This window comes from Streptomyces sp. NBC_00988, assembly GCF_045162645.1.
Lineage (GTDB): Bacteria > Actinomycetota > Actinomycetes > Streptomycetales > Streptomycetaceae > Streptomyces.
The window spans coordinates 5,223,963-5,246,427 of sequence record NZ_CP108730.1 but is presented as its reverse complement, the minus strand read 5'-3'; the positions used below and the strand labels follow the sequence as shown (position 1 = coordinate 5,246,427).

Annotated in this window: 18 protein-coding genes and 1 other RNA gene; 9 read left to right on the top strand and 10 right to left on the bottom strand. The window is 68.6% G+C overall.

Translation table 11 applies throughout. The features are described 5' to 3' along the window. Positions 1–35: 35 nt before the first annotated feature. From ftsX to ssrA, 4 genes are all read left to right on the top strand, one after another. On the top strand, positions 36–953 hold the full coding sequence (ftsX, locus tag OG496_RS23925) for a permease-like cell division protein FtsX (RefSeq protein ID WP_366490460.1): 918 nt from the start codon (positions 36–38) through the stop codon (positions 951–953). A gap of 67 nt (positions 954–1,020) precedes the next feature. Further along, complete coding sequence (locus tag OG496_RS23920) at positions 1,021–2,217, top strand: S41 family peptidase (protein WP_405972341.1); 1,197 nt, start codon at positions 1,021–1,023, stop codon at positions 2,215–2,217. A gap of 81 nt (positions 2,218–2,298) precedes the next feature. Then, positions 2,299–2,847 (top strand): SsrA-binding protein SmpB, encoded by a 549-nt coding sequence (gene smpB, locus OG496_RS23915; RefSeq protein ID WP_366490462.1) that lies wholly within the window; start codon positions 2,299–2,301, stop codon positions 2,845–2,847. A 113-nt stretch (positions 2,848–2,960) separates the two neighbouring features. Next, positions 2,961–3,348, top strand: a transfer-messenger RNA (tmRNA) gene (gene ssrA, locus OG496_RS23910). 69 nt (positions 3,349–3,417) lie between these two features. Here ssrA and OG496_RS23905 read toward each other — a convergent pair. From OG496_RS23905 to OG496_RS23870, 8 genes are all read right to left on the bottom strand, one after another. Further along, the gene (locus tag OG496_RS23905; protein ID WP_405972340.1) at positions 3,418–6,345 is read right to left on the bottom strand and encodes a glycoside hydrolase family 3 C-terminal domain-containing protein; all 2,928 of its coding nucleotides are present in this window, start codon (positions 6,343–6,345) and stop codon (positions 3,418–3,420) included. Between the two features lie 57 nt (positions 6,346–6,402). Continuing rightward, positions 6,403–7,413, bottom strand: a complete 1,011-nt coding sequence (locus tag OG496_RS23900) for a LacI family DNA-binding transcriptional regulator (RefSeq protein ID WP_405972339.1) — start codon at positions 7,411–7,413, stop codon at positions 6,403–6,405. Beyond that, entirely contained in the window at positions 7,413–9,653 is a 2,241-nt protein-coding gene (yicI, locus tag OG496_RS23895) for an alpha-xylosidase (protein WP_405972338.1), read from the bottom strand. Before yicI ends, OG496_RS23900 begins: the two co-directional genes overlap by 1 nt. A gap of 15 nt (positions 9,654–9,668) precedes the next feature. Next, complete coding sequence (locus OG496_RS23890; protein WP_384159527.1) at positions 9,669–10,493, bottom strand: carbohydrate ABC transporter permease; 825 nt, start codon at positions 10,491–10,493, stop codon at positions 9,669–9,671. Continuing rightward, complete coding sequence (locus OG496_RS23885; RefSeq protein WP_366490466.1) at positions 10,490–11,467, bottom strand: sugar ABC transporter permease; 978 nt, start codon at positions 11,465–11,467, stop codon at positions 10,490–10,492. Before OG496_RS23885 ends, OG496_RS23890 begins: the two co-directional genes overlap by 4 nt. After that, a complete protein-coding gene (locus tag OG496_RS23880) occupies positions 11,464–12,759 on the bottom strand; it encodes an extracellular solute-binding protein (protein ID WP_405972337.1) in 1,296 nt (431 codons plus the stop codon). The genes OG496_RS23885 and OG496_RS23880 overlap by 4 nt, the downstream gene beginning before the upstream one ends. Further along, positions 12,753–13,457, bottom strand: coding sequence for a hypothetical protein (locus tag OG496_RS23875; RefSeq protein ID WP_405972336.1), 705 nt, complete (start codon positions 13,455–13,457; stop codon positions 12,753–12,755). The genes OG496_RS23880 and OG496_RS23875 overlap by 7 nt, the downstream gene beginning before the upstream one ends. A gap of 442 nt (positions 13,458–13,899) precedes the next feature. Beyond that, positions 13,900–14,448 (bottom strand): DUF6790 family protein, encoded by a 549-nt coding sequence (locus tag OG496_RS23870; protein ID WP_405972335.1) that lies wholly within the window; start codon positions 14,446–14,448, stop codon positions 13,900–13,902. Between the two features lie 57 nt (positions 14,449–14,505). Between OG496_RS23870 and OG496_RS23865 the strand changes: the two genes are divergently transcribed. Then, complete coding sequence (locus OG496_RS23865; RefSeq protein ID WP_405972334.1) at positions 14,506–14,940, top strand: MarR family winged helix-turn-helix transcriptional regulator; 435 nt, start codon at positions 14,506–14,508, stop codon at positions 14,938–14,940. Positions 14,941–14,998: 58 nt separating this feature from the next. Here the strand turns inward: OG496_RS23865 and OG496_RS23860 are convergent, their stop codons facing one another. Continuing rightward, positions 14,999–16,195 (bottom strand): MFS transporter, encoded by a 1,197-nt coding sequence (locus OG496_RS23860; protein ID WP_405972333.1) that lies wholly within the window; start codon positions 16,193–16,195, stop codon positions 14,999–15,001. A gap of 83 nt (positions 16,196–16,278) precedes the next feature. On the opposite strand from OG496_RS23860, the gene OG496_RS23855 reads away from it, so the two are divergent. The 4 genes from OG496_RS23855 to OG496_RS23840 all read left to right on the top strand — a co-directional run bounded on the left by OG496_RS23855 (position 16,279) and on the right by OG496_RS23840 (position 22,237). After that, complete coding sequence (locus OG496_RS23855) at positions 16,279–17,274, top strand: LysR family transcriptional regulator (RefSeq protein ID WP_405972332.1); 996 nt, start codon at positions 16,279–16,281, stop codon at positions 17,272–17,274. Positions 17,275–17,433: 159 nt separating this feature from the next. Further along, the gene (locus OG496_RS23850) at positions 17,434–18,567 is read left to right on the top strand and encodes a hypothetical protein (RefSeq protein WP_405972331.1); all 1,134 of its coding nucleotides are present in this window, start codon (positions 17,434–17,436) and stop codon (positions 18,565–18,567) included. 212 nt (positions 18,568–18,779) lie between these two features. Then, a complete protein-coding gene (locus OG496_RS23845) occupies positions 18,780–20,924 on the top strand; it encodes a glycosyltransferase (protein WP_405976692.1) in 2,145 nt (714 codons plus the stop codon). Then, complete coding sequence (locus OG496_RS23840) at positions 20,921–22,237, top strand: acyltransferase (protein WP_405972330.1); 1,317 nt, start codon at positions 20,921–20,923, stop codon at positions 22,235–22,237. The genes OG496_RS23845 and OG496_RS23840 overlap by 4 nt, the downstream gene beginning before the upstream one ends. Here OG496_RS23840 and OG496_RS23835 read toward each other — a convergent pair. Next, a complete protein-coding gene (locus OG496_RS23835; RefSeq protein WP_405972329.1) occupies positions 22,234–22,440 on the bottom strand; it encodes a hypothetical protein in 207 nt (68 codons plus the stop codon). The genes OG496_RS23840 and OG496_RS23835 overlap by 4 nt on opposite strands. Positions 22,441–22,465 lie beyond the last annotated feature (25 nt).

The following is a 22,465-nucleotide window of genomic DNA, read 5'->3' as shown; positions in this document are numbered from 1 at the left end:
GATGTCCGTCCACGGAAAGGCCTGAAAAAGCCGCCATGCGCGCCCAGTTCGTACTCTCCGAGATCGGTGTCGGTCTCCGCCGCAACCTGACGATGACCTTCGCGGTCGTCGTCTCCGTAGCCCTGTCCCTGGCCCTCTTCGGAGGCTCGCTCCTGATGAGCGACCAGGTGACCACGATGAAGGGCTACTGGTACGACAAGGTCAACGTCTCGATCTTCCTCTGCAACAAGAGCGACGCCGAGTCCGACCCCAACTGCGCCAAGGGCGCGGTGACCGACGACCAGAAGAAGTCGATCGTCTCCGACCTCGGCAAGATGTCGGTCGTCCAGAAGGTCGTCTTCGAGTCCCAGGACGAGGCGTACAAGCACTACAAGCAGCAGTTCGGCGACTCTCCGCTGGCCAGTTCCCTCACACCGGACCAGATGCAGGAGTCGTACCGCATCAAGCTCAAGGACCCGGAGAAGTACCAGGTCATCGCGACCGCCTTCGACGGCCGTGACGGCGTCCAGTCGGTGCAGGACCAGAAGGGCATCCTGGACAACCTCTTCGGCCTCCTGAACGGCATGAACTGGGCCGCCCGCGCGGTCATGGCGTTGATGCTGGTCGTCGCCCTGATGCTGATCGTCAACACGGTGCGCGTCTCGGCGTTCAGCCGCCGCCGCGAGACCGGCATCATGCGCCTGGTCGGCGCGTCCGGCTTCTACATCCAGGCCCCGTTCATCATGGAGGCCGCGGTCGCCGGCCTGATCGGCGGCACGGTCGCCTGCGGATTCCTGGTGGTCGCCCGGTACTTCATCATCGACCACGGCCTGGACCTGTCCCACAAGCTGAATCTGATCAATTTCATCGGCTGGGACGCCGTCCTGACGAAGCTTCCGCTCATCCTCGCGACGAGCCTCCTGATGCCCGCGCTTGCGGCGTTCTTCGCGCTGCGCAAGTACCTGAAGGTGTGACACATGCCAAGAGGGCCGTACGGGCAACCGCCCGTGCGGCCCTTCTCGTTGTCCTAGACTCACCGCCATGTCAGGTCGTGACCTGTTCTGTCAGCCCCGCCGCATCCGCCGCGGGGCCGCCCTGACATTGGTGTTCGCGAGTGTGCTGGTGGCCGGGGCGGCGGCCGGATCGTTCGACGAACCCGACCGGTCCGACCGGAAATCGGCGGCCGGTACGGCCCGTTCGGCGCCCGTCGCCCGTACCGAAGAGGTCGCGAAGGCCGCCGCCGAGGCCAAGGCCGACGGCAAGTCGCCCATGGAGGCCGCCGAGCGCGCCGTCAGCCGCAGCGGGGACCGGTGGGGTGCCGTGTACTCCCAAGGGGAGTACGAGGAGTTCGAGGAGGCCCTCGACGGCCAGTACACCGGCGTCGGACTCTGGGCCCGCCGGGAGCGGGACGGCCGCATCGAGGTGACCAAGGTGCAGTCCGGGTCGCCCGCCGCCGCCGCGGGTGTGCACAAGGGCGACCGGCTACGGACCGTCGACGGGGAGAACGTCGACGGGCAGCCCGTCACCGAGGTCGTCTCCTTACTACGGGGCGACGCCCAGGACGCCGCCGCCGGCACCGCCGTCACCCTCGGCCTGGAGCGCGGCACGCACGCGTGGAGCGAGACCGTACGGCGCGCCCGCCTCTCCACCGACTCCGTGACCGTCCGCAAGCTCGCGGGCGGGGTCACCGGTGGGGTCACCGTCATCAAGATCGCCGCGTTCACCAAGGGCGTCGGCGACATAGTGCGCACAGCGGTACGGCAGGCCCCGGCCGACTCCGCGTTCATCCTCGACCTGCGCGGCAACTCCGGCGGCCTGGTCACCGAGGCCGTCACCACCGCCTCCGCCTTCCTCGACGGCGGCCTCGTCGCCACGTACGACGTCGACGGCCAGCAGCGCGCCCTGCACGCGGCCACCGGCGGCGACACCACCAGACCCCTGGTCGCGCTGGTCGACGGCGGCACGATGAGCGCGGCCGAGATGCTCACCGGTGCCCTCCAGGACCGCGGCCGCGCCGTCGTCGTGGGCTCCAGGACCTTCGGCAAGGGCTCGGTCCAGATGCCGAGCAAACTGCCCGACGGCGTCGTCGCCGAACTGACCGTCGGCCACTACCGCACCCCCTCCGGCCACACCGTCGACGGCCGGGGCATCACCCCCGACCTCGACGTCACCGCACAGGGACAGGCCGCCGTGGAGCGCGCCGAGACGGTGTTGAGCGGGCTCGGGGACGCGTCGTAGGCGTTCCGGACGCCCGTCTGTAATCGCCTTTCCCTCGGACCCCTCTGTAGTGCGAAAATGGGCAGCACTATGAGCAAGGGAATGTACGTACCCAAGGAGTCCCAGCCCAAGCAGGGCGGTGGGGCCGCCGCCGGCAAGGCCAGGGACGGCGAGAAGGGCGGCAAGCGCAAGATCGTCGCCCAGAACAAGAAGGCCCGGCACGACTACGCGATCATCGACACCTTCGAGGCCGGGCTCGTCCTCTCCGGTACCGAGGTCAAGTCGCTGCGTGAGGGCCGGACCTCGCTGACCGACGGCTTCGTCCAGATCGACGGGGGCGAGGCGTGGCTGCACAACGCCCACATCCCCGAGTACCACCAGGGCACCTGGACCAACCACTCCGTGCGCCGCAAGCGCAAGCTGCTGCTGCACCGCGAGGAGATCGACAAGCTGGAGTCCAAGATCCAGGAGACGGGTCACACGATCGTGCCCCTCGCCCTGTACTTCAGCAACGGCCGGGCCAAGGCGGAGATCGCCCTCGCCCGAGGCAAGAAGGAGTACGACAAGCGGCAGACCCTGCGCGAGAAGCAGGACCGGCGTGAGTCGGACCGCGCGATCGCGGCGGCGAAGCGGAAGCAGCGCGGCGAGTAGCCTGCCGTTCTTGCGGCCGGTCGCCCGGAATACGGTGGCATCGGCGCGCGTTGTTCACGTACGATGGCTACTGCACCCCACAGCGGGTGTGTAGCGGTTTGAAAAAACAACATGGGGATGATCGGTTTCGACAGCGGCTGTCGAAGCAGGTGAAGCGTGTCGAGGAAGCGGCAATGATCTCGTTAACCATATGTCGCAACCAATAATCGCCAATTCCAAGAGCGATTCCCAGTCCTTCGCCCTCGCTGCCTAATAACAGCGACTGAAGGACCCTAAAAGGGTGTCAGCCCGGGAGTGTTCCCGACCCGGACCCTGGCATAATCTAGGGAACTAAACCATCGAGCCCGGTCACGGGGTTCGATGGGAAATCAAACAGTGACTGGGCCCGTCGGCGACTTGTTCGCGTGATCACCGGGGCCGAGAAAATCACAGCGAACTGCACACGGAGAAGCCCTGATTCTGCACCGGTGGACGCGGGTTCGATTCCCGCCATCTCCACTCATCCCATGTTTCTAATTGAACACAGTGGTAAAGCCCCCTGCTGCTTCGGCGGCAGGGGGCTTTTTCCTGTCACCGAACAGCGAAGGTCGCCATGCGCAACCCGTCGCTCAGGACCAGATACACGTCCGTACGACCCTTCGCCGCACCCGACAGGTCGGCGGTCACCGTCTCATAGTCGTACGGCGACGCCGTCCCGCCCGCGTGTGCCGTACCGACGAGCCTGCCGGTCGGAGAGCCCAGCCGGACCTCGACCGTGCCGGCGCCCGTACCCGCCACCCGGGCCGTGAACTTCCTTGCCCCCGCACCCAATTGCGTATCCGCGAACTTCAGCCATGCCCCGCCCGTAGCCGCACCCACCGCCGTACCGCTCGCCTTCGACTCGTCCACGAGGTGAATGCCGGAGTAGTCGTCGAAGTTCTCGGCGCGGGTCGTACGGGACAGGTTCCGGGGCGGGATGGTCTCCCCGTGGACGCGCCAGGTCGTACGGGCGCGGATGTCGGCGGAGGATGCTCCGGCCATGACGTCGTACGTACCGCTTTCCACCGCCCATTTCGAGCGGGTGACGTCCCAGTGGGCGAGGTCTTTCTGCTGGATTTTCAGGCGGACTGTTTTGGTCTCGCCCGGTTTCAATGACACCCGCTGGAATGCCTTCAATTGCTTCAGGGGTTCTTTGTCGCGGGATGTGCGCTGGTGTGTGTAGAGCTGTACGACCTCGTCACCGGCCCGCGTGCCCGTGTTCGTCACCGGGACCTCGTAGCCGCTGGCGACGGGCTTCAGCGCGCCGTAGCGGAAGGTCGTGTACGAGAGGCCGTAGCCGAAGGGGTAGAGCGGGGTGCCCTGGAAGTACTCGTACGTGCGGTCGGACTTGATGATGTCGTAGTCGAGGACCGACGGGAGATCCGACTCCGAGCGGTACCAGGTCTGGGTGAGGCGGCCGGACGGGTTGATGTCGCCGTAGAGGACGTCGGCGAGGGCGTTGCCCGTTTCCTGGCCCGCGTGGGAGGTCCAGAGGAGGGCCGGGACTTCCTTCTGCAACGCGCCCAGCGTGGTGGGGTAGCTGTTCTCGACCACGACCACCGTCTTCGGGTTGGCGGCGTGGACCGCCTTGACCAGGGCCTCCTGGGTCGGGGCCAGGGCCATGTCCGTGCGGTCGTGGGCCTCGCGGCCGTTGATCGACGGCATGGAGCCGATGACCACGACCGCCGTGTCCTTGCCCTTGACCGCTGCCACCGCGTCGGCGACTCCGCTGCGGACCACGTCCTTCGCGTAGTGCGCGGCCTGGTCCTTGGGGACCAGGCCCAGGGTGCCGTTCGCGTCGGTAGGGCCGAGGTAGAGGGGGCTCGACCACCAGGACTCCGACGTCTCGTAGCCCGCGTACTTCAGCAAGTACGTTCCGTCGTCCTGCTGTTCCAGCTTGAACTGCTGCTGGACGTACCAACCATTGGGCTGCGTCTGGTCGTTGACGAAGTTCGACCAGTTGTAGCCGACGTACTTGCCGTTGGCGGCCGAGCGCAGGGTCACGATGCCCGAGCCCCAGTCGAAGGCGTCGAACTGGGCTGCTGTCGTCGGGGTGTTCGTGGTCTCCTGCAAGGGTGCGCCCGTGTCGCCGGTGCCTGCCGTGACGTACTTGCCGGTCGCCGTGTCGCGCAGGGCGATGCGGTCCACGCCTTCGCTGGTGGCCACTCCCGTGCCGAGTTTCGAGGCGATGCCCTGCGCGGGGGTGACGGCGTAGGGGAGTGTGCCCGAGTACCAGTCCGTGTAGAGCGTGTCGGCGAGGGGGCCGACCACTGCGACGTTCTTGCCCGAGCTCCTCAGTGGCAGCGCCCCGTTGTTCTTCAGGAGCACTGTCCCCTCGGCCGCCGCCTTGCGTGCCAACTGCTGATGCGCAGGGCTGTTGATGACCGACGCGTCGATCGAGCCGTACTTGCCGCCGCCCGGGTCGAATTCACCGAGTCGGACGCGGACGGACAGGATGTGGGAGACGGCCGTGTCGATGTCCGAGGTCTTCAACAGGCCTTGTTGGAGAGCCGAGTTGATGGCCGTGGTCGTCGGGCCGGGGTCGGTGCTGTTGTCCGTGAAGCTGTCCATGCCGGCCTTGAGCGCTGCCGCGTCGCCCTCGGTGATGCTGGGGTAGTACTGCTGCGGGGTGACGAGGTTGCCCGGGGCGAAGGCGTCGGTGACGTTCAGCAGGCTCTGGTCGGTCCACTTGCGTACGACGTCGTTCAGGTCCGGATTCACCGTGTTGGGGCGGCCGTTGACGAGGTTGTACGACGTCATCACGCCCGTGGCCGCGTCCGCCTCGATCGCCGGTTTGAAGGCGGCCTCGTCGTACTCCTTCTCCACCCGGGGGCGGAGATCGGAGGACGTGGTCGCGCGGTCGACCTCGTTGTTGTAGGCGAGGTAGTGCTTGAGGGTGGGGGCCGTCTTGAGGTGGTTCGGGTCGCCTCCGGTCAGGCCCTCGCCGTATGCCGTCGAGAGGGCGCCGGTGAGTTCCGGGTCCTCGCTGTAGCCCTCCTCGTTGCGGCCCCAGCGCGGGTCGCGGAGGAGGTTCACCACCGGGGCCCAGAGGTTCAACCCCCAGCCGTCCGGGCGTTGTTGCTGGAAGCCGCGGGCCTCGTCGCCGACCGCCGAGCCGACCTGCCGCATCAGCGCCGGGTCCCAGGTCGAGGCGAGCCCGATGGCCTGCGGGAAGACGGTGGCCTTGCCGAGCCAGGCGACGCCGTGCAGGGCCTCGGTGCCGGTGCGGAAGGACTGGATGCCGAGGCGGGGGATCGCGGGCTCGTACTGGTGGAGGAGGGAGATCTTCTCGTCGAGGGTCAGCCGGGCCAGGAGGTCGTCAACGCGCGTGGCCACCGGGAGAGTTGGGTCCCGGAAGGGGTACGGAGTGTCGGCGGTCGCCGGGACCGTCGCTCCCAGACCGGCGATCAGGGCGAACGCCACGACGAGCGTGGTTCTGCGTCTTCTTCGCGCGCCTTCTCTTCTTCTCTTGCCTTTCATGTCGCGGCTCCTTCAAGTAGGGCCTTGCATGCGGGCGTTACGGATCTCGGCGGCGCCTCAGGGCGCGTTGCGCGGTGCCGTGCTCGCGCGTTCCGTCAGCCGGGGGGACAGGAGTGTCGCGTCGGGCACGGTCTTGCCGCCCAGCTTTCTCATCAGCAACTCGACCGCCCCGGACCCGAGTTCAGCGGTCGGTAGCGCGACCGACGTGACCGGGACCCGTACGGACTCGGCGAGTTCGTCGGGGCAGATCGCCGTGATCGACAGATCGCCGGGGACGCGCAGCCCGAGCTGCTCGAAGGCGTCGATGAGGGGTTCGAGGAGAGGCTCGTTGTGGACGACCACTCCGGTCAACGCGGGCTGCTCACGCAGCAGTTGTTCCGCTACGGCGGCTGCGGCGCCCGGTGCCGCCTCGCACGGGTGGACGGACGAGGCGAGCCTGTTGCGGTCGGCGGCGGCCGTGAAGCCCTGAACCACCCGCTGGGCGAAGGCGGTTCCGCGGACGTACACCTCGGGCGGTGACCCGACGAGGGCGACGACCCGGTGCCCGAGCCCCGCGAGCCGTTCCACGCACAGCTCACCGGCCGCCTTGAAGTCGAGGTCGATGCAGGTCAGTCCGTCGGCCTCGGCGGGGAAGCCGATCATCACGGACGGCCGGTCCAGGGAACGGAGCAACGGCAGCCGGGGGTCGTCGAGTTGGACGTCCATCACGATCATCGCGTCGACGAGCGCCGTGTCCGCGACCCGCCGCAGTCCCTCCTCGCCCTCCTCCTGGGTGAGCAGCAGGACGTCGTGGTCGTGGCGGCGGGCGGTGGTCACCACGGAGACCGCGAACTGCATGACCACCGGGACGTGGATGCCGGTCCGTAAGGGGATCACCAGCGCCAGGACATTCGACCGGCTGCTGGCCAGGGCGCGGGCGCCGGCGTGCGGGCGGTAGCCCAGCTCGCGGATGGACGCCTCGACGCGCTGCCGGGTGTCCTCGGAGATCGGGCGCTTGCCGCTCAGGGCGTACGACACGGTGCTGGGGGAGACCCCGGCGTGCCGGGCCACGTCCGTGATCTTCACCATCAGCCCAGCTCCAGGGTCAGGAACCCGGTGCCCGACTTCGACCGCGAACCGGCGGCCAGCGCCCACGAGATGGACCGATCTGTGCAGGAAGCCCGGAGCGTGTCTCCCTCCCGTACGACGGTGAAGGTCACCTCGCCGACCGGCACCGTCACCTGGGCGCCCCGTCCCAGGTCGTACGCCCGCAGAGTTACGCCGTCGGCGTGGTCGTAGTCGGGCCGGTCGGCCACCGCGCCGACCGGGATCACCGCGCCGGGCCGGACGAGGAGCGGCACGCTGTCGAAGCCGTGCTTCTCGCGCACCCAGCGTGGTCCGGTGACCGTGCGGCCGGTGAGGTAGTGGGTCCAGGTGCCCTCGGGGACGTAGTACGAGACGTCGCCGTCGTCGGTGAACACGGGCGCGACGAGGAGGTCCGGGCCGAGCATGTACTGCCGTTCCAGGTGTGCGCATCCGGGGTCGTCCGGGAATTCGAGGACCATCGCGCGCATCATCGGCACGCCCTCGGCGGAGGCGGTGCGCGCGGTCTCGTAGAGGTACGGCATGAGGCTGAGCTTCAGGCGGGTGAACTGCCGTAGTACGTCGACGGATTCCTCGTCGAAGAGCCACGGGACGCGGTACGACGAGCTGCCGTGCAGGCGACTGTGGGAGGACAACAGGCCGAAGGCCAGCCAGCGTTTGAAGAGGGCGGGGGTCGGGGTGCCCTCGAAGCCGCCGATGTCGTGGCTCCAGTAGCCGAAGCCGGACAGGCCGAGCGAGAGGCCGCCGCGCAGCGACTCGGCCATCGACTCGTACGTCGCCTCGCAGTCGCCGCCCCAGTGAACGGGGTACTTCTGGCTGCCCGTTGTGGCCGAGCGGGCGAAGACGACGGCCTCGCCCTCGCCCCGGTGTTTGCGCAGGACGTCGAAGACGGTGCGGTTGTAGAGGTAGGTGTAGTAGTTGTGCATCCGCTCGGGGTCCGCGCCGTCGGCGTAAGCGACGTCCACGGGGACGCGCTCGCCGAAGTCGGTCTTGAAGCAGTCGACGCCCTGCGCGAGGAGTGCCTCCAGCTTTCCGGCGTACCAGTCGCGGGCGGCCGGGCTGGTGAAGTCGACCAGGGCCATGCCGGGTTGCCACAGGTCCCACTGCCAGACACTGCCGTCCGGTCGGCGGAGGAGATGCCCAAGTGCCTTGCCCTCGGCGAAGAGTGGCGAGCGCTGGGCGATGTACGGGTTGATCCAGACGGAGATGTGCAGGCCGCGTTCCTTCAGCCTGGCCAGCATGCCCTCCGGGTCGGGGAAGACCCTCGGGTCCCACTGGAAGTCGCACCAGTTGAACTCGCGCATCCAGAAACAGTCGAAGTGGAAGACGGAGAGCGGGAGTTCGCGCTCCCGCATGCCCTCGATGAACGACGTCACCGTCTCCTCGTCGTACGAGGTGGTGAAGGACGTCGACAGCCACAGCCCGAACGACCAGGCGGGCGGGAGCGCCGGGCGGCCGGTGAGGGCGGAGTACTTGCGGAGGATGTCCTTGGGGGTCGGGCCGTAGATGACGTAGTACGTCAACTGCTGGCTCTCCACGCTGAACTGGACCCGGGAGACCGCCTCCGAGCCGACCTCGAAGGAGACCTTTCCGGGGTGGTCGACGAAGACGCCGTAGCCCGCGTCGGTCAGGTAGAACGGGATGTTCTTGTAGGCCTGTTCGGTGGCGGTGCCGCCGTCGGCGTTCCACATGTCGACGACTTGGCCGTTCTTGACGAGCGGGCCGAAGCGTTCGCCAAGTCCGTAGACGGATGTGCCTACTTGGAGCCCGAGCTGCTCGCGCAGGTAGTGGGCGCCGGTCGCGTCGCGCATGATGCCCATGCCCTTGGGGCCGCTGCCGGTGAGGGTGCGGCCGTGGGCGAGGAAGTCGACGTGCCAGGGGCCGGTGCGGGCGACCTTGACCGAGAGCGCGCCGGAGGTGAGGATCGCGTGCCCGTCGTCGTAGGACGTATGAATCGCGAACTCCTCTGTCCGCACGTCGAATTGGGGGCCGCGCGGCTGTTCGCCCTCGAAGTGGGTGAAGGTGACGCCGATGACGTCGGGCATCGGGGCGTGGGCGCTGATCGTCACGACCGGTCCCTTCAGCAGGTCGCCGCGGTGGCGGATGGGCATGGTCGGTGCGTGGATCTCCAACTGCCCGTCCGGGGCGGTGACATCGAGGACCTCGACCGGGTGGGCGGCGGTGACGCCCTCGCGCAGCAGCCAGTAGCCGTCGGTGAACTTCATGTGGGGGTCCCCTTACTACTTGACGGCACCCACGGCGATGCCGCGTGTGAGGGTCCGCTGGAAGACGAGGAAGAAGACGATGGCGGGCAACACACCGAGCAGGGCAGCCGCGTTGGTCATCGTGGCGTCCATCAGGCGCTGGCCCTGGAGGACACCGAGGGCCACCGACACGGTCTGGTTGTCGTTGGAGATCAGCATGACCAGAGGGAGCAGGAACTCGTTCCAGGTCCAGATGAAGAAGAAGACCAGGAGGACTCCGATGGTGGGGCGGCTGACGGGGACCACGATCCGCCACAGCACCTGCCACTTGTTGGCGCCGTCGATCCGGGCCGCTTCGAGGATCTCGCGGGGGAACTGGCCGAGCACGGAGGAGAGGAGATACGTGCCGAACGCCGCCTGGATCACCGTGAAGACGATGATGACGCTCAACCTCGTGTCGTAGAGGCCGACTTGCTTGCTCAGGTAGTAGATCGGGTAGACCAGTGCCTCCTGCGGCAGCATGTTGGCGAGGACGAAGAAGGCCAGGACCCACGTGCGGCCCTTGATACGGCCGATGCCGATCGCGTACGCGTTGAGGACGGAGAGGGCGGCGGCGAGGAGGGCCACCGAGCCGCTGATCAGGGCCGAGTTGAAGAGTTTCTGGCCGTAGTCGACGCGCTGCCAGAAGTCCTTGAGGCCGTCCAGGTAGAGGCCCTTGGGGAGGCTGAGGGGGCCGTGTGCCGAGTACTCGGCCGGTGACTTCACGGCGTTGACCACGACGATCAGGAACGGGACGACCATGAAGAGGGCCGCGATGCACAGGGCGATCAGTACGGGGTAGCGGCGCAGGGCGGTCGTCATGTTCGGGCCCCTTCCTCGGCGTCCTCCGCGCGGGTCTGGAGTTTCAGGAAGGCGAGGGACAGCACCAGGATGATCACCGTCAACACCGTTGATATCGCGGCTCCGTAGCCGACCTGGGTCTTCTCGAAGAACGTGGTGAAGGAGAAGTAGGAGGGCACGTCGGTCGCGCCGCCCGGGCCGCCCTTCGTGAGGACGTACACCGCGCCGAACACCTTGAGCGCGGCGATCGTGCACCAGGTGAGGACGACGTAGATCTCGGGGCGGATCTGCGGCAGCGTGATGTGCCAGAAGCGGCGCCACCAGCCGGCGCCGTCCAGCTCGGCGGCCTCGTAGAGCTGGGGGTCGACGCGTTGCAGGCCGGCCATGAACACCACGAGCGGGAAGCCGAGTTGGACCCAGACCATGACGCCCATGACGCTGTAGAGCGCGATGTCGGGGTCGCCCAGCCAGTCCTGCTGCCAGGAGCCCAACCCGACTGCTTTCAGAAGGGCGTTGAGGGAGCCGTTGTCGGGGGCGAGGATCCAGCTCCAGACGATGCCGGCGACCGCGATCGGGAGCACCTGCGGGAGGTAGAAGCAGGCGCGGAGGATCGCGGCCATGCGGGTGCCGAAGTGTTTGGCGATGTAGTCGAACAGGGCGGCGGCCAGGACGAGTCCGACGATCGTCGGTACGGCCGCCATCGCCACGACCATGAACAGGCTGTGGCGGAAGGACGCCCAGAACTCCGCATCGTCCAGCAGGTCACGGTAGTTGGCGAGCCCGGTCCACTTGGGGTCGCCGACGCCCTGCCAACTCGTGAAGCTGACGGCCGTGTTCATCAGGAAGGGGATGACGATCACGGCGAGGGCGGCGAGGGCGCCGGGGACGAGGAAGAGGGCGTACGAGTTGCGGGGGTGGGGGCTACGAGGGTTGCGCGGGCCGGGGTGCCGGTTCTTGCGGGTGGCCCGCGCGCCCTTCTCGACGGTGACCGTCATGTCGACGGGACGCCCTTGTCGTACGCCTTCTGGAGGTTGCTGAGATAGGCGTCCGGTTTCTCGCTGTTCGTGATCAGCTTCTGGGTCTCGGAGACGAGGACGTCGTAGAAGCCGGGGACCGGCCAGTCCGGGTAGAAGGCCAGGCCGTCACGGGCGGAGACGGTGTTGAAGTTGGCGATGAGTTCCTTGGACTTGGGGTCGGTGATCGCGGAGGTGTCGGCCGCGACCGGGATGCCGCCCTTGTTGCCCATCAGGTTCTGGATCTTCTTCGACAGGGTGATGTCGATGAAGTCGTAGGCGAGTTGCTTGTTCTTGGCACCCTTGGGGACGACCCAGATGTTGCCGCCGGAGCCGAGGGTGAGGTTCGAGCCGGGCCAGAGACTCGTGTCCCAGTCGAACTTGGCCTCCGTCTGGAAGCGGCCGTACCACCAGCTGCCGGAGAACAGGATCGGGGCCTTCCCCTGGATCCAGGAGACTCCGGCGTCCTCGGCCTTGGTGCCGCTGGAGGTCTTGGCGATGTAGCCCTTCTTCACCCAGTCGGCGAAGGTCGTCGCCGCGTAGGTCCAGGCCGGGTCGTGGAAGTCCGTCTTGCCCTTGTACAGCTCGTACTTGTCGACCCAGGCGCGGTCGGCCTTCGAGAGGGCGAGTTGGTAGAGGTACTGCTGGGCCACGTACTCGGCGCCGGCGTTGGCGAGCGGGGTGATGCCCTTCGCCTTGAACTCGCCCAGTGCGGTGGTCAGTTCGTCGAACGTCTTCGGTTCGGCGATCTTGTACTTCTTGAAGAGGGCCTTGTTGTAGTAGACCATCGTGTACTCGCCGTAGTCCGTGACGCCGTACCACTTGCCGGAGCCCATCACTCCGTTGGTGTCGTAGAGGTCCGTCGTGCCCACGCTCGCGGGGATCTTCTTGTCCCAGCCGCGCTTCGTCGCCTCCGCGGTGAGGTCGGTGAGCAGGCCTTGTTTCGAGAGCAGGCCTGCCGTCGCGTTGCCCTTGTTGTACTCCATGATGTCCGGGGCGTCCGAGGAGTTGAGGACCATCGGGGCCGTCTTCTGGATCTGCTCGAAGCCCTTCTCCTCGAACTTCACCTTCACGCCCGGGTGTTGGGCCTCGAACTCCTTGATGGCCTCGTTCCAGGCGACGCCCATCGCGCTGTCCGGTCCCTCGTAGTGCCAGAGCTTGAGGGTCTTGCTGTCCGAGGAGCCGTTGTCCGAGCTGCCGCCGCAGGAGGAGAGGAGCAGGGATCCGGTGAGGATCAGTGCGGCTGTCGTTGCTCGCCGTTGTGCCGTCAGCATCCAGTGCCTCCAGGGGAGTCGGAGGGAGTCGAATCGATTCGACGGGAGGCGTCGAAGCGCTTCGATGGAGGAAGGTATGTAGGGGCTGTGAGGGCGTCAATGGGTACGGCAGGGATTGGGGCGAAGCGCTTCGCTGTGAATGCCGCGATGGGTTGTGCAGCGGCTGCGGGTGAGGCGGCGTGAGGGCTGATCGCGCCCACGCGGCGGAGCCGCACATCGATACAGCCCCGCGCCCCTTGAGGAACTGCGCTGATCGGTGCTGCGATGACCAGGCACGGTGGCGGACGGTGCGGCGGACCCGGCGACGAGTGACCGCGATGTGCGGGGGCGCGGAACCGGGCCCCGTAAAGGGCGGGTGCCCTATCACCGCGTCTCTGAGCTGCAGCCGGGTCCACTCGTCGGCGAGGCCGCCGTCGGTGGGGTGTCAGGGGCGCCCGCCGCAGTCGTAGTCCGTCGTGGCCGCCGCCTCCTGGGGCGGCGGGGTTTGTGCGGCGGCTTGTTGCACCGCCGTGAGCACCCGGCGGGCGGTCCTCTGGTGGGATCCACCTGGCGTCGACGACCACGCCGTGGATGCGGCGGGTGTTGCGGGTGTCGCGCGGCGGGTTGTCGTCGAGGATGAGCAGGTCGGCGGCGTGTCCGCAGGCCACGGTGCCGACGGCGGGCAGGCCGAGGGTGCGGGCCGCGTTCCGCGTGGCCACGCGCAGGGCCTCGGGCCGCCCCCGGCGCCGGGGTTGCCCCGCGCGTGAAGCGGCCGCCAGTCGGAGTGATCACGCCGCGTCGCGCCTCTCACCAGGGACATCGGCTGGGGGTTCCTGTGCTGCGAGGGCTGCGTCGACGAAGGACCGCCCGAGAGCGACTGTCCCGCACGGACCTGAGCTCGGCCGTCTCACCGAGGCACCCTGGGACCCTGGGACCTCAACCGACTCGTGCCCTGACCGGCCACGGCACCGCCGTGGTCGAGGAACTGGTGGCCGACGTCCTGCCGGCAGATCTGGCCGAAGCGATCAGGTGAGAAAGCCGCTCCGGCAAGCCGCTCCTGCAAGCCGTGACCCTCCGGGCGTCCGAAGGCAGACTCCCGGCGAAGCCACCCTCAACCGGCGCGGAACCTGACCCGGAACCTGACCCGGGACCACACTCCAGTCACCGGACCGAATGCTCGGCGAGCTCTCGTGCGGGGGAACTCGCGCCATCGCCGCCGGATCGCTGCGAGCTCCAGGCGAGGGCGATCATGACTGCCGGGATGAGCGTGTCGCACAGCAGAATTCCTCCGGTGTTGCCCGGCGCGTGGTCACCGTGGGCGAACCACTGGTAGACGTGACCGATCACCGCGCCCCAGAGGAACATTCCGGCCCCCAGGCCGATGGTGACGCGTTCCCTCGCCGAGGCCGAGGGGGAAGCGGCCCGAAAGCCCATGACGGCGAGCCCGAGGTTGGCGAAGGCGATCTCGAACTGGAACGGCGTCCGGTCGAAGCCGATCGCCGTGGCCATCACGTCCGGGACCGTGACGAACGAGATCGTGATCCACAGACTCCCGCACCCCAGCGCGACGATCGCCCACCATCGCTGCCAGGTCTCCAGCGTGGCTCGACGGGAGGTGCTGTGCCGGGTACGGATCAGTGCGCCGATGACTGCCACCAGCGGCCAGATCATGGGGAACGTGGTCTGTGCGAGGTACGAGATCGTGTCCATGACCCTGAGTCTTGCATGGTTAATATTAACCGCGCAACATTGAGGTACGCTGCACCCATGGACGACGGACTCTCAGACCTGCTGCACCGAGTGGTCTCCCTGCTGGGCGATCTCGCGCGCCGGGACGCCGACCCGGACGGCGATCTCACCTACAGCCAGATCAGACTGCTGGGCGCGCTGGAAGACGTGGAACCGGCGACACAGCATCGCCTCGCGCAGGCCCTGGGGGTCTCCGACCCGGCGGTCAGCCGGGCACTGCGACCGCTGGAGGAGAGCGGGCTGGTCCGCGTCACCCGCGACCCGCAGCACGCGCGGCGCCGACTCGTCGAACTCACCGCCACCGGCCGCGAGACCTACCACTCCAACGGAAAACCTCTCGCCGAGACCCTCCGGCGCGGCTTGCAGGAGCAGGACTTCCCCTACGACCGATACCTCGCCGACACCCTCAGGCTGGCCGAGATCCTCGAAACCGCACGAGCCGCACGCCGCTGAGTTCAGCACCAGGAACCTGACCCGGGACCACACACCAGTCACTGGGCCAAACGCTCGGTCAAGGCGCTTCCTTGCTCAGGGCGCCGATCGACAGCGCCGTTGCCGCCGCCGCTATCGGCACCGCGAAGCCCGCCGTCGGTGACGCGTGATCCGCCACCCAGCCTCCCGTCGCCGAACCGCACGCGATCCCCAGCAGCAAGCCCGTCACCGCCAGGCTCATGCCCTCGTTCAACCTGCCTTCAGGAGTGCGGTGTTGGAGCAGGGTCATCGCGGTGATCATCGTCGGGGCCGTTGCCATGCCTGCCAGTAGCAAGGCGATCGCCAGTGCTGGAAGGGAGTTGAGCGTGTGGGTTGCCAGGAGGGGCAAGGGCATCAGGGCCGTCATCGCCAACAGGCACCACCGCAGGCGGAGTTCCGCGGGGCCCCTCAGTTGCAGCCTGCCGTAGAGCAGGCCCGCCGCGCAGGAGCCGGCCGCCTGGAGCGCCAACACCGCGCCGCCCGCCGTGCGGTGGCCCGCCGCGTCCGCGTAGGCGAGCGTCACCACCTCCATCGCGCCGAACACCGCACCGGTTGCGATGAAACCGGCGATCAGGGGCGGGATGCCGGGGGTGCGGAGGGGCGAACTGCCCTTTGGGGTCGGGCTCGGTGGTGGTTCCGTCTCGCGCTGGGCCGTGAAGACCAGGATGCCGGTCACGAGCAGGACCGCCCCGACCAGCGTGCCCGCCTCCGGAAAGAACGTGCCGCAGAGGAAGGCCGCCAGTGCCGGGCCCAGCATGAAGCACAGCTCGTCGGCCGCCTGCTCGAAGGAGTTCGCCGTGTGCAGGGCCTCGGGGTCGGCGGCGAGGAGATGGGCCCAGCGGGCGCGGGACATGCCGCCGGTGTTGGGGGTCGTCGCGGTGGCCGCGTAGGCGGCGAACAGGGTCCAGTCGGGGGCGCCGTAGCGCACGCAGAGGAGGAGGGCGAGGGAGCCGAGGGCCGCAACTGCCGTTGCCGGTACGGCTGTTCTGGACTGGCCGTGTCTGTCGATGAGCCGGGCGATCCAGGGGGCGGTCACCGCGGTCGCCGCCAGCCCCGTCGCCGTCACCGCGCCGGCCAGGGCGTACGAACCCCGTGAACCGGCGATCATCACGACCGCGCTCACGCTGAACATGCCTGCGGGGAGGCGGGCGACGAGGTTCCCGGCGGTGAAGGCGCGAGTGCCGGGGATCGTGAACAGGCGGCGGTAGGTGGTCTGTTGGGGCGTACGGCTTGGCATAGGGCAAGCGTCGCCCGGAGTGGATCACGGGGTCCAACACCTGGTCAGGGGCGATTCACGCACTCCCGTTGTACGTTCGCCGGATGTCATGGACGCCCCGGACGACGCCCCGGATTTCGACTCACCTGGACCCCCGTCTCCTCCTCGCCTTCGTCGCCGTCGCCGAAGAACTGCACTTCACCCGCGCCGCCGCCCGTCTGTACGTCGCTCAGCAGGCCCTCAGTCGTGATGTACGGCGCCTGGAGCGGGAGTTGGGGGCCGAGCTGTTCGTGCGGACCACTCGGCAGGTGACGCTGACGGCGGACGGTGAGCGGCTGGTGCCGTACGCGCGGCGGGTGCTCGGGGCGCAGGAGGAGTTGCTCGCCGCGTTTCGGGAGGGCCGGCCGCTGCTCGTCGATCTGAACTCGCCGGGGCTGGGCACCGGGCGCCGCGTGCTGCACCGAGCCCGTGAACTCGCCCCGGAGCAGGAGCTGATGGCCCGCTACGAGAGTGGACTGACGGGCGCGGCAAGGGAGTTGCTGGCGGGGCGGCTCGACGTGTCGTTCGGGCGGTTCGCGGGGCTGGACCCTGTGCTGCGGGCCGGGCTCGACCATCAACTCGTGCGGTACGAGCCGATGGCGGTCCTGCTGCCCGAGGGGCATCGGCTGGCGTCCCTCGACGCGGTGCCGGTGGACGCGCTCGCGGGGGAGGTCGTGTACGCCGGGGCCGGGAATCCGCGTACCCCTGAGTGGACGGATCTCGCGCGTCGATTGTTCGAGGGGCGTGACATCGAGGTTGCCGCGCCCGCACCCATGGCCGTAGGCGAAGAGGAGTTCGAACGGGTCATGGCGAAGACGGGGACCCCGATTCTCGCCGTGGTGGATTTTCCGGCCATGCCCCGGGCGGTGCTGCGGCCACTGGTGGACCCGGTGCCGTTGTCCGCCGTGTCGCTCGTGTGGCGAAAGGGGCTGGTGCACCCCGGATTCGATGCGCTTCGACGTGCTGCGGTGGAGATCGGCAACGCCGACGGATGGTTGCGTCGGCCGGTGAACGGATGGATTCCAGCCATCGACGTGGACATGCTAAAAAGGAGGAAATGACGCATCCCGTCACATGGAGTGTTCCCTGTGCGCTACCTTCAGGGCCTGAGCACGGTGTGGTAAGGGGGGCGCGAGGACCGGGTGGGGGCCCGGTTCGGCGGCGTGTGCTCAGGGTCGTTTGCGCACCCGGAACAGTCCCGTGGGGGGATGTGCGTGCGCATGGAAAAGTGGCGAGAAGACGCCCAACCGGAATGGCCCCAAGCTGCATCCGCGACCAGAGAAGTTCCGGTCATAGGCGGAGAGGCCGAGGAGGCGTTCCCGGACACCGAAGCGACCGGAGCGGCCGGAGGAACCAGAGGACCAGAGATCCTGGAGGGCGGCAGGCATGCCGCCAAGGTCGGTCGAAATATCGGCACGGACGGTCGGCATGGCGGCACGGATGCTCGTCATGCGGGCAAGGACAGCCGTCGTACGGCCAAGGACGGTCGTCGTATACGGACCGGGTGGCCCGAGCCGCCCGCCGGCAAGGATGGATCCGCCGTCGGCGCGGGAATCCTCGCCGATCCCTGGGGCGCGTCGGCCGAAACAGGGCCGGGAGCGGGGACGGGGACCGGCGCGGCCGATCCCGACGAGGTGACCGTTCAGCTCGACGGGCCCGCCCAGCACGCGGGGGCCGGGGGCAAGAGCGGCACCGGCACCGGTAGCGACGGTTCCGACCGGCCCGTCTTCGTCGACGAGTCCGGCCGTCGCAGCCGTAGGTACCGGCGGTTCGGTATGGCCGTCGGCATCGCGTGCGCGGTGTACGCCGTCGTCATCGTCATCACGCTGCTGTCCGGCAGTTCGGACGCGCCGTGGCTGCCGGTGCCGGGGCAGAAGGACGACGCGCCCGCGGGCAAGGTCGACACCTCGCCGCTGCCCGCCGACTCGGGCCGCCCGTCCGGCGGCAGCGACAGCGTGGCGCCGGGGAACATCCCGACGGCGAGCGACGGTACGACGCCGTCGCCGGGCGCGAGTGTGAGCGGCACGGCCGGCGCGTCCGCGAAGCCCGGCGGCAAGACGAGCGCGTCCGCGTCGCCCGGGGCGTCCGCGAGCAAGAGCGCCTCGGCGCCGACGGGCGGCGGCGCGAGCAATCCGGTCGTACAGCCCTCGCGGTCGTCGACCGCGCCGTCGGCCGACCCGTCCCCGTCCGCCAGTGTGAGCACGCCGGCCGACCCGACACCGACCCCGAGCGCCACGACGGGCACCGGCACGGTGGCCGACGCCCCGAGCACCCCGTCGCCCGTGGCACAGGGGCCGGCCGCTCCGTCGGACCCGGCGCCGGCCCCGTCCAAGACCCCGGAGCACATCCTCTGATGGCATCGCACAACCGCCGCCCCAAGGCCACGAACCAGGCCCCGGGCGGCCGTCACGGAGCAACTCCGGTCGCGGCAGGTGGAGTTGGGAACAGCGATCGGAACGGCGTCGGGCCCGGCGCCCGGAGCGGAGTCGGGCACGGCGATCGCAAGGGAGCTGGACCCAGCCCCGCGCCTCGCGCCGTGCGCGATCCCCGGCGCCGCCGGCTGTCCATGCGGTTCCTGCTGCCGATGCTGCTCCTCGTCGCGCTGCTGGCGATGCTGATGCTGCGCGGCTACGTGCATAGCGAGATCCTCGCCGACCACCGCATCCGCCCCGAGGCGGCGACCGACAAGGTGCCGGACAAGATCCTCGACGGCGGCCCGGTCATCGACACCCGCAGCGGCCGTACGACCAGCCTGGACGTGCCGGACCACGACATCGTGCTGACCTTCGACGACGGCCCCGACCCGACCTGGACGCCCAAGGTCCTGGACGTGCTCAAGAAGCACCACGCGCACGCCGTCTTCTTCGTCACCGGCACGATGACCTCGCGCTACCCGGAGCTGGTCAAACGCATCGTGGACGAGGGCAACGAGGTCGGCGTGCACACCTTCAGCCACCCCGACCTCTCCTTCCAGTCGAAGAAGCGCATCGACTGGGAGCTGTCCCAGACCCAGCTGGCGATCACCGGCGCGGCCGGCATCCGCACATCGCTCTTCCGCCCGCCGTACTCGTCGTCCGCCGACGCGATGGACAACCTGTCCTGGCCGGTGACCGAGTACATCGGCACCCGCGGCTACATCACCGTCGTCAACAACACGGACAGCGAGGACTGGCAGAAGCCCGGCGTCGCGAAGATCATCAGCAACGCGACCCCGCGCGGCGGCAAGGGCGCGATCGTCCTGATGCACGACTCGGGCGGCGACCGCCACCAGACCGTGCAGGCCCTCGACAAGTTCCTGCCGGAGATGCAGGCCAAGGGCTACACGTTCGACAACCTCACCCAGGCACTCGGCGCGCGCAGCGCGCTCACCCCGGTGACCGGCGTCAACCTGTGGAAGGGCAAGGCGTGGATCTTCCTGGTCCAGGCCGCGGACGACATCACGGGTGTCCTGGTGGTGGGCCTGGCGATCACCGGCTCGCTCGTCATCGCCCGCTTCGCGCTGATGCTCCTGCTCTCCGCCGTCCACGCCCGCCGGGTGCGCCGCAAGGACTTCGCCTGGGGCCCACCGGTCACCGAACCGGTCACGGTCCTCGTCCCGGCGTACAACGAGGCCAAGTGCATTGAGAACACGGTCCGTTCACTCATGGCGAGTGAGCATCCGGTCGAGGTGATCGTCATCGACGACGGCTCGGCGGACGGTACGGCGAGAATCGTGGAGGCGATGTTCCTGCCGAACGTCCGCGTCGTACGCCAGGTCAACGCGGGCAAGCCGGCCGCCCTCAACCGCGGCCTGGCGAACGCCAGTTACGACCTCATCGTCATGATGGACGGCGACACGGTCTTCGAACCGGCCACAGTACGGGAGTTGGTGCAGCCCTTCGGCGACCCGCGCGTGGGCGCGGTGGCGGGCAACGCCAAGGTCGGCAACCGGGATTCCCTCATCGGTGCCTGGCAGCACATCGAGTACGTGATGGGCTTCAACCTCGACCGCCGCATGTACGACATGCTCCGCTGCATGCCGACGATCCCGGGCGCCGTGGGGGCCTTCAGGAGAAGCGCGCTGGAGCGGGTCGGCGGCATGAGCGACGACACCCTCGCCGAGGACACCGACATCACGATGGCGATGCACCGCGACGGCTGGCGGGTGGTCTACGCCGAGAAGGCGCGGGCCTGGACCGAGGCGCCGGAGACGGTCCAGCAGCTCTGGTCGCAGCGCTACCGCTGGTCCTACGGCACGATGCAGGCGATCTGGAAGCACCGGGGCGCCCTGTTGGACCGCGGCCCGTCCGGCCGCTTCGGCAGGGTGGGCCTCCCGCTGGTGGCGTTGTTCATGGTCATCGCCCCGATCCTGGCCCCGCTGATCGACGTGTTCCTGCTCTACGGCCTGGTGTTCGGCCCGACGGAGAAGACGTTCCTGGCCTGGCTGGGCGTGTTGGCGATCCAGGCGTTCTGCGCGGCCTACGCCTTCCGCCTCGACCGCGAACGCATGACCCACCTCGTCTCCCTGCCCCTGCAACAGATCCTCTACCGCCAACTCATGTACGTCGTACTGCTCCAGTCCTGGATCACCGCACTCACCGGAGGCCGCCTGCGCTGGCAGAAGCTGCGGCGGACGGGGGTTGTGGAGGCGCCGGGAGGCCCGGTGCCGAGTGCGCGCAGCGGTGGCGGTAGCGGTGGCGGTAGCAGTAGTGACCGGAGGACTGTGGCATGACGCACGGATACACGACCGGGGCGGGTACGAGTCCGGAGCGAGGGTCGAGGCCGGAGTTGGGGTCGGACCCCGAGTCGACACCGGCGTACGGGATTCCCCAACAGCGGCACCAGGAACCGGAGTTGGCGCCGGAACCGAAGAAGGCCAAGGGGGCGGGGGGCGGCGGCCGGGACCGCTACCTCGACCTCCTCCGCTCGATCGCCCTCGTCCGGGTCGTCATCTACCACCTCTTCGGCTGGGCGTGGCTGTCGGTCCTGTTCCCTTCCATGGGCGTGATGTTCGCGCTGGCGGGTTCGCTGATGGCCCGCTCGCTGAACCGTCCCGCGCTGGGTGTGATCAGGGGTCGGCTACGGCGACTGCTGCCCCCGCTCTGGGCGTTCAGCGCGGTGGTGCTGGTGATGATGTTCGGGATGGGCTGGAACCCGCTCAAGGACCCTGACCTGGGCGGCACTTGGTGGGGCGCGGCGAAGATCTTCGACTACATCGTGCCGTTCGGTGCGCCGCCGTATCCCGAGCATCTGGGTTCGGAGTCGGGCCTGTTGGAGAGCACGTGGGCGGACCAGGCGGCGGGCCCGTTGTGGTACCTGCGGGCGTATCTGTGGTTCGTGATCGCGTCGCCGCTGCTGCTGTGGGCGTTCCGGAGGGTCCCCTGGGCAACTCTGCTAGCACCCTTGGCGCTGACGGCAGTTGTGGGCACTGGCCTGGTCACGATCCCCGGCGAGACGGGCAACGCGGTCTCCGACTTCGCGGTGTACGGCGGCTGCTGGGTCCTGGGCTTCGCCCACCACGAGGGCGTACTGAAGAAGGTCCCGCGCTACCTCGCGGTGTCGGGCGCGACCCTGATCATGGGCTTCGGCCTGTGGTGGGCGTCAGGTCATCTGGGCCCGGACGGCTGGGACTTGAACGACATCCCGCTCGCGCAGGCGGCCTGGTCCTTCGGCGTCGTGGTGATCCTGCTCCAGTACGCGCCGTCGTGGCAGACGTTGCCGGGACGGTTGGCGAAGTGGGACAAGCTGGTGACCCTGTCCAACAACCGTGCCGTCACGATCTACTTGTGGCACAACCTCCTGATCATGGCCACGGTCCCGATCCTCGACCAGCTGTACAACCTGCCGTTCATGGAGAGCGATGCGGCCACGTCGTTGCTCGACAAGGCGGACACGTTCCTGATGTTCCTGCTGATCTGGCCGCTCATCGCGGTGGCGATCCTTGCGTTCGGGTGGATCGAGGACATCGCGGCCAAGCGGAGTCCGAGGCTGTGGCCCAACGGGGTTGTGCGGGGCCGGAGTCGGCGGAAGGTGGCGTCTTCTTAGACGGAGACGGAGACGGAGACGGAGACGGGGACGGGGACGGGGACGGGGACGGGGACGGAGACGGCGACCGGTCCGAACAGGTTCACCATCTGCTGCTGGAGAGCCGTCACATCCGTCATCGCGTACAAGCCCCGGCCAGGGACGGGCTCTCCACCTCGCGGCCCGTCCGCGTGAGCCGCCTCCCGCTCCGCCAGATCGGTCATGGTGGGCGGCCGAGGGGGCGGGGGA